The sequence below is a fragment of the Rhizobium sp. UFLA01-1127 genome (genome assembly GCF_059803845.1).
Map to the genome: position 1 here is coordinate 1 of NZ_JAUQTZ010000277.1, position 2,029 is coordinate 2,029.

Annotated in this window: 2 protein-coding genes and 1 pseudogene; all 3 read right to left on the reverse strand. The window is 61.0% G+C overall.

The annotated features are described in order from the left end of the window. Positions 1-249: pseudogene (locus Q4Q11_RS31620) on the reverse strand (transcriptional repressor); the annotation flags it as partial. Then, positions 246-1,073 (reverse strand): zinc ABC transporter permease subunit ZnuB, encoded by an 828-nt coding sequence (znuB, locus tag Q4Q11_RS31625; protein WP_113337192.1) that lies wholly within the window; start codon positions 1,071-1,073, stop codon positions 246-248. The gene znuB and the pseudogene Q4Q11_RS31620, both read right to left, overlap by 4 nt. Further along, positions 1,066-1,938, reverse strand: coding sequence for an ATP-binding cassette domain-containing protein (locus Q4Q11_RS31630; RefSeq protein ID WP_498571958.1), 873 nt, complete (start codon positions 1,936-1,938; stop codon positions 1,066-1,068). Before Q4Q11_RS31630 ends, znuB begins: the two co-directional genes overlap by 8 nt. Between the last annotated feature and the right edge of the window lie 91 nt (positions 1,939-2,029).

Here is a 2,029-nt window from a genome sequence, read left to right on the forward strand (position 1 = left end):
GGCGACAAGGCCATGGCTGTGGCAATCCTCATTGGGATGGGCGCAGGCGACGAAGGAATTGATGCTCTCGAGCCGGTGCACGACGCCGTATTCCAAGAGCTTGTCCAGCGCGCGATAGACCTGCAGCGGTGCGCGAAAACCCTGATCGCGCAGCTTGTCGAGAATGGTATAGGCGCTGAGCGGCGCTTCCGCCTTGGTCAGAACATCGAAAACGAGGGACTGGTTCTTGGTGAGCATCGGAGTGGTCATGATGACTGTCCTCTCTGTTGCGCCGCTGGCGTGCCGGCCCTACGAACAAGGGGCAGCAGACTGATGATAAACAAGACGAGCGCCGCGACGACGATGGAAGGTCCGGACGGCGTGTCATAGCGCAGCGATCCGAAAAGACCTCCGAAGACGGCGATGGCGCCGAGCAGCGAAGCGAAAATCGCCATTGTTTCCGGAGTGGCGGCAAAGCGGCGCGCCGTGGCGGCGGGAATGATCAGCAGCGCCGTGATGAGGAGGATACCGACGATCTTCATGGCAATCGCGATCACCACGGCCATCAGCAGCATGAAGAGCAGCCTCGCGCGCTCCGGCCTCAACCCTTCCGCCTCGGCGAGTTCAGGGTTGACGGTCGAGGCCAGGAGCGGCCGCCAAAGCCAGGCGATCGCAGCCAATACGAAAATGCCTCCGCCCCAGATCACCGCAATATCGGACTGGCTGACGGCCAGAATATCGCCGAAGAGGAAGGCGATGAGATCGATCCTCACCCAGCTCATGAAGGCCACGATGACAAGGCCGATCGCCAGCGTCGCATGTGAGAGAATGCCGAGCAGCGCGTCGGCCGACAGCGCCTGGCGCCGCTGCAGGAAAAGCAGCAGGACCGATACCAGCACCGCGACTGCAAAGACCGAGAGCGTCAAATTGAGCTGGAAAAGCAGCGACAGCGCCACGCCGAGCAGCGCCGAGTGCGAGATCGTATCGCCGAAATAGGCCATGCGACGCCAGATGATGAAGCAGCCAAGCGGCCCGGTGGTCAGCGCCAGCCCGACGCCGGCCACAACCGCGCGCAGGAAGAAATCGTCAAACATGGCGCTCTCCCTCGGCATGAGGGTGTTCGTGATCATGGTGGTGATGATCGTCATGCTCGTGGTGATGACCATCGTCGGCACGACAATGATCCGTTATCGAGCCGTCCGAGTGCTGCACCCTGCCATCGGGCAGATGCGTGTGATCGTGATGATGGCTGTAGATCGCCAGGGATTGTGCCGCCCGCGTACCGAACAGCCTCACATATTCCGGGCTCTGGCTGACGGTCTGCGGCGTGCCCCGGCAGCAGACATGGCCGTTCAGGCAAACCACCGTATCCGTTGCGGCCATGACCACATGCAAATCATGCGAAATCAGCAGGATACCGCAGCCCTGCGAATTGCGGATCGATTTGATAAGATCATAAAGAGCGATCTCGCCGCTGAAATCCACGCCCTGCACGGGCTCGTCCAGCACAAGCAGGTCGGGCTTGCGGGCAATGGCGCGCGCCAGCAGCGCCCGCTGGAATTCGCCGCCGGAAAGATGCTGCACCTCGGCCTTCGCGAGATGGGCAATGCCGACCGCTTCCAAAGCCGCGGTAAGCTCACGCTCCGGCAATGGTCCCGTCAGCGTCATCAGTCGCTGCACGCTGAGCGGCAAGGTCCAATCGATGGCAAGCTTTTGCGGCACATAGCCGACCTTCAGGCCGGAAACGCGATTGACGTGTCCCTCGTCGGGCTTCAATACGCCGATCGCCGTTTTGGCGCTGGTGGATTTGCCGGAACCGTTCGGGCCGATCAGGGTGACGATCTCCCCGCGGCTCACGGAAAAATCGACGCCGCGTACCAGCCAGCGGCCGTCGCGGCGGACGCCGACATCATGGAGCGACACGAGCGGTCCGCTCTTGCTGTCGATGGAAGGAAGCATGAAATTTCCAATTGCACTATTGCGTCATGCTATCGCACACGTTATAGCATTACGCAATTGATGTAATAACATAACAGACCCATTCAAGGGC

Coding starts and splice junctions, on each gene's coding strand:
- znuB (WP_113337192.1), bottom strand. CDS start 1,073: ATGTTTGACGATTTCTTCCTGCGCGCGGTTGTGGCCGGCGTCGGGCTG.
- Q4Q11_RS31630 (WP_498571958.1), bottom strand. CDS start 1,938: ATGCTTCCTTCCATCGACAGCAAGAGCGGACCGCTCGTGTCGCTCCAT.